The organism is Chryseobacterium sp. TB1-D10 (assembly GCF_059803555.1).
The window spans coordinates 1-5,873 of record NZ_JAPFHB010000021.1; the positions used below are offsets into that span (position 1 = coordinate 1).

A 5,873-nucleotide genomic window follows, 5' to 3' on the forward strand; every position below is an offset into this window, starting at 1 on the left:
AGCGCAGAAGCCTAACAGGGAAATATGAGAAGATTGGCACTTATTAAATAAGTATTAATTTTCGGATAAAAGACTTGTGTGATAAAAAAAGAAAAGTTATTTTTGCAGACCCAAATCGAGAGATTGTGGAGCGTAGTAGGAGTAAGGATTACAGGCTAATATGATCTTGAAAAAGATCAGAAAAAACTTGAAAAAAGTTTTGGTAGTTTGGGAATGATTTTCTACTTTTGCAATCCCAAATCGAGAGAGATGGGAAGCGCAGGAGACGGTTTAAAAACATAATCAAAACACTTTTCGAGTAACGAAAAAAAACTTTAAAAAAGTTTTGGTAGTTTGGAAAAAACTTTTTACTTTTGCACTCGCAAATCAGGGTCAACAATGACAGATTAAGAATCCTGAGGAAGCGAAGAGAACGCAGTTCATTGACATAACATATAACAACCAAATTAAGAAAACCAAAGCGTCAATTTTAAATTGAGTTTGAGTATAAGGACAAACAAACATACAATGGAGAGTTTGATCCTGGCTCAGGATGAACGCTAGCGGGAGGCCTAACACATGCAAGCCGAGCGGTATTTGTTCTTCGGAACAGAGAGAGCGGCGTACGGGTGCGGAACACGTGTGCAACCTGCCTTTATCTGGGGGATAGCCTTTCGAAAGGAAGATTAATACCCCATAATATATTGAATGGCATCATTCGATATTGAAAACTCCGGTGGATAGAGATGGGCACGCGCAAGATTAGATAGTTGGTAGGGTAACGGCCTACCAAGTCAGTGATCTTTAGGGGGCCTGAGAGGGTGATCCCCCACACTGGTACTGAGACACGGACCAGACTCCTACGGGAGGCAGCAGTGAGGAATATTGGACAATGGGTGAAAGCCTGATCCAGCCATCCCGCGTGAAGGACTAAGGCCCTATGGGTTGTAAACTTCTTTTATACTGGGATAAACCTACTTACGTGTAAGTAGCTGAAGGTACAGTATGAATAAGCACCGGCTAACTCCGTGCCAGCAGCCGCGGTAATACGGAGGGTGCAAGCGTTATCCGGATTTATTGGGTTTAAAGGGTCCGTAGGCGGATCTGTAAGTCAGTGGTGAAATCTCATAGCTTAACTATGAAACTGCCATTGATACTGCAGGTCTTGAGTGAGATTGAGGTAGCTGGAATAAGTAGTGTAGCGGTGAAATGCATAGATATTACTTAGAACACCAATTGCGAAGGCAGGTTACCAAGTCTTAACTGACGCTGATGGACGAAAGCGTGGGGAGCGAACAGGATTAGATACCCTGGTAGTCCACGCCGTAAACGATGCTAACTCGTTTTTGGGTCTTTAAGATTCAGAGACTAAGCGAAAGTGATAAGTTAGCCACCTGGGGAGTACGTTCGCAAGAATGAAACTCAAAGGAATTGACGGGGGCCCGCACAAGCGGTGGAGCATGTGGTTTAATTCGATGATACGCGAGGAACCTTACCAAGACTTAAATGGGAAATGACAGATTTAGAAATAGATCCTTCTTCGGACATTTTTCAAGGTGCTGCATGGTTGTCGTCAGCTCGTGCCGTGAGGTGTTAGGTTAAGTCCTGCAACGAGCGCAACCCCTGTCACTAGTTGCTAACATTCAGTTGAGGACTCTAGTGAGACTGCCTACGCAAGTAGAGAGGAAGGTGGGGATGACGTCAAATCATCACGGCCCTTACGTCTTGGGCCACACACGTGCTACAATGGCCAGTACAGAGGGCAGCTACCAGGTGACTGGATGCGAATCTCGAAAGCTGGTCTCAGTTCGGATTGGAGTCTGCAACTCGACTCTATGAAGCTGGAATCGCTAGTAATCGCGCATCAGCCATGGCGCGGTGAATACGTTCCCGGGCCTTGTACACACCGCCCGTCAAGCCATGGAAGTCTGGGGTACCTGAAGTCGGTGACCGTAAAAGGAGCTGCCTAGGGTAAAACAGGTAACTAGGGCTAAGTCGTAACAAGGTAGCCGTACCGGAAGGTGCGGCTGGAACATCTCATTTTAGAGCGTCTTTAGACGTTAAACAAATACAAAAAGTTTTTTATACTTGAAAAAGCTTTGGTTTACTTTGGTTGCTTATATAACAATATACCCCTAAAGATTAGTAAGAGGGAACAGAGATAATTAACAATTATTAATTAACGATTAATAATTAGTAATTAGAGAGAGTCTCGTAGCTCAGCTGGTTAGAGCGCTACACTGATAATGTAGAGGTCGGCAGTTCGAGCCTGCCCGAGACTACTAATTAAAAAGGATTAAGAGATTAAAAATATTGAGAGATTAAAAAATTGGCATTGTCTAATAAATAATCATTTAATCATTTAATTTTTGAATCTGGAAACAGGGGGAATTAGCTCAGCTGGCTAGAGCGCCTGCCTTGCACGCAGGAGGTCAAGGGTTCGACTCCCTTATTCTCCACAATTACTGGAAAGTGATAAAAAGAGTTACAGAGATGTAACAAGAACAGAAGATTATACATTTACGAAAGACAATATTTATGGACAATAGGGTCCGACATTACAATAATGTTTACATTATTTGATGTAAAGAGTTCGACTCTCTTATATATTACTGTTTTACGACTTTAATTTAAAAGTTACGGATAGAGCCAAAAACAATATCTGTTCATTAAGGAAGTAAGAAGATAAAAGATCATTGACATTAACGATAAGAACATCACAAAGAGAAAACCGAGTGCAATTGAGCACTTGAGTTTATAAAAATACCGTTTAGCATTAGTGCTAAGCAAAAAATACTGAACTAATTAATAATTAGGAAAGAAATCGTTAAGGGCGTATGGCGGATGCCTAGGCTTTCAGAGGCGAAGAAGGACGTGGTAAGCTGCGAAAAGCTCGGGGGATTGGCACACACGAATTGATCCCGAGATGTCCGAATGGGGCAACCCAATACATTGAAGATGTATTACCTCGCAAGAGGAGCAAACCCGGAGAACTGAAACATCTAAGTACCCGGAGGAAAAGAAATCGAAGAGATTCCGTAAGTAGCGGCGAGCGAAAGCGGATTAGCCCAAAAGTCTTTATATGTTTAATAGAATGTTCTGGAAAGAACAGCCATAGACGGTGATAGCCCGGTATATGAAAGGCATACATAGATGATAAATGAGTAGGGCGGGACACGTGAAATCCTGTCTGAATATGGGGGGACCATCCTCCAAGGCTAAATACTCCTGAAAGACCGATAGTGAACTAGTACTGTGAAGGAAAGGTGAAAAGCACTTCGAATAGAAGGGTGAAATAGAACCTGAAACCGTACGCCTACAAGCGGTCGGAGCCCACAAGTTGGGTGACGGCGTGCCTTTTGCATAATGAGCCTACGAGTTAATTTTACTAGCGAGGTTAAGGACTTAAGGTCCGGAGCCGGAGCGAAAGCGAGTCTGAATAGGGCGCTTAGTTAGTAGGATTAGACGCGAAACCTTGTGATCTACCCATGGGCAGGTTGAAGCTTTGGTAACACAAAGTGGAGGACCGAACCGGTTGACGTTGAAAAGTCTTCGGATGACCTGTGGGTAGGGGTGAAAGGCCAATCAAACTGGGAGATAGCTCGTACTCCCCGAAATGCATTTAGGTGCAGCGTTGAGACAAGTTTATTAGAGGTAGAGCTACTGATTGGATGCGGGGGAGTCAAATCCTACCAATTCCTGACAAACTCCGAATGCTAATAAATGTTTCTCAGCAGTGAGGGCGCGGGTGCTAAGGTCCGTGTCCGAGAGGGAAAGAACCCAGACCAACAGCTAAGGTCCCAAAATATATGCTAAGTTGAAATAACGCGGTTGGACTGCATTGACAGCTAGGATGTTGGCTTGGAAGCAGCCATTCATTTAAAGAGTGCGTAACAGCTCACTAGTCGAGCGGTCCGGCATGGATAATAATCGGGCATAAGCATATTACCGAAGCTATGGATTTGTAATTTATTACATCTGGTAGGGGAGCATTCTGTTTGCACAGAAGCAGTATCGTGAGGTATTGTGGAGCGGACAGAAAAGAAAATGTAGGCATAAGTAACGATAAAGCGGGCGAGAAACCCGCTCACCGAAAGACTAAGGATTCCTCAGCCATGCTAATCAGCTGAGGGTTAGTCGGGACCTAACGCGAACCCGAAAGGGGTAGTGGATGGACAATGGGTTAATATTCCCATACTTGCTCACACTAAAAAGGGGACGGAGTGCCGTACTTACTGGAGACTGACGGAATAGTCAAGACCTAGCCTTCGGGCGAAGTTGCTGTAAGGAAAGTGCTTCCAAGAAAAGCCGAAGTGAAGCAACCCGTACCATAAACCGACACAGGTAGTCGAGGAGAGAATCCTAAGGTGCTAGAGTGAATCATGGTTAAGGAACTAGGCAAAATAGTCTCGTAACTTCGGAAGAAGAGACGCCAGCAGCAATGCTGGCCGCAGTGAAGAGGCCCAGGCGACTGTTTATCAAAAACACAGGACTCTGCTAAATCGAAAGATGCTGTATAGGGTCTGACACCTGCCCGGTGCTGGAAGGTTAAGGAAGGGCGTTAGCAGCAATGCGAAGCGTTTGACTGAAGCCCCAGTAAACGGCGGCCGTAACTATAACGGTCCTAAGGTAGCGAAATTCCTTGTCGGGTAAGTTCCGACCTGCACGAATGGTGTAACGATCTGGGCACTGTCTCAACCATGAGCTCTGTGAAATTGTAGTCTCGGTGAAGATGCCGAGTACCCGCAATGGGACGAAAAGACCCTGTGAACCTTTACTATAACTTCGTATTGACTTTGAGTAAGTAATGTGTAGGATAGGTGGGAGACTTTGAAGCAGGCACGCTAGTGTTTGTGGAGTCAACGTTGAAATACCACCCTTTACTTACTTGGAGCCTAACTTCTTTTAGAAGGACATTGCGTGGTGGGTAGTTTGACTGGGGTGGTCGCCTCCAAAAGAGTAACGGAGGCTTTCAAAGGTACCCTCAGCACGCTTGGTAACCGTGCGTAGAGTGTAATGGCATAAGGGTGCTTGACTGTGAGACCTACAAGTCGATCAGGTGCGAAAGCAGGACATAGTGATCCGGTGGTTCCGTATGGAAGGGCCATCGCTCATAGGATAAAAGGTACTCCGGGGATAACAGGCTAGTCTCCCCCAAGAGCTCATATCGACGGGGAGGTTCGGCACCTCGATGTCGGCTCGTCACATCCTGGGGCTGGAGAAGGTCCCAAGGGTTGGGCTGTTCGCCCATTAAAGTGGCACGCGAGCTGGGTTCAGAACGTCGTGAGACAGTTCGGTCTCTATCTATTGCGGGCGTTAGATGTTTGAGAGGGCTTGAATCTAGTACGAGAGGACCGATTTGAACAAACCTCTGGTGTATCAGTTGTTCCGCCAGGAGCACCGCTGAGTAGCTACGTTTGGAAAGGATAAGCACTGAAAGCATATAAGTGCGAAACCTGCCTCAAGATGAGACATCTTTTAAGGGTCGTTGGAGATGACGACGTTGATAGGCTATAGGTGTAAAGACAGTAATGTCATAGCCGAGTAGTACTAATTACCCGTAGATTTATTGCCTAATTGGCATAGTGCTCAGTTGCACAACAAGGTTCTCTCTTTGTGAACGTTTTTATCGATAATTATTGTAAAATGTAAAAAGTATGATGTACAATGTATGAACGGTATCGTGAATACACTCTACATTTTATAAACTACATTCTACATTAATATATATACCCATACTTTGTACATTATACATATTACAATGTACAACTTTAACAGCCTTTAGGGTGGTTTTAGCAGAGGGGCTCACCTGTTCCCATTCCGAACACAGAAGTTAAGCCCTCTAGCGCCGATGGTACTGCGAAAGCGGGAGAGTAGGTCGCCGCCAGTTTTTT

2 tRNA genes and 3 rRNA genes are annotated in these 5,873 nt (G+C 44.9%); all 5 read left to right on the forward strand.

Annotated features, from left to right (window positions below):
• The first annotated feature begins 504 nt into the window (after nucleotides 1–504).
• Nucleotides 505–2,022, forward strand: a 16S ribosomal RNA gene (locus tag OPU68_RS18030).
• Between the two features lie 165 nt (nucleotides 2,023–2,187).
• Nucleotides 2,188–2,261 (forward strand) — tRNA-Ile (locus tag OPU68_RS18035).
• 103 nt (nucleotides 2,262–2,364) lie between these two features.
• Nucleotides 2,365–2,438, forward strand: a tRNA-Ala gene (locus OPU68_RS18040).
• A gap of 358 nt (nucleotides 2,439–2,796) precedes the next feature.
• Nucleotides 2,797–5,553, forward strand: a 23S ribosomal RNA gene (locus tag OPU68_RS18045).
• A 208-nt stretch (nucleotides 5,554–5,761) separates the two neighbouring features.
• A 5S ribosomal RNA gene (gene rrf / locus OPU68_RS18050) occupies nucleotides 5,762–5,869 on the forward strand.
• Together the 16S, 23S and 5S rRNA genes with 2 tRNA genes alongside form the textbook arrangement of a ribosomal RNA operon.
• The last annotated feature ends 4 nt before the right edge of the window (nucleotides 5,870–5,873 follow it).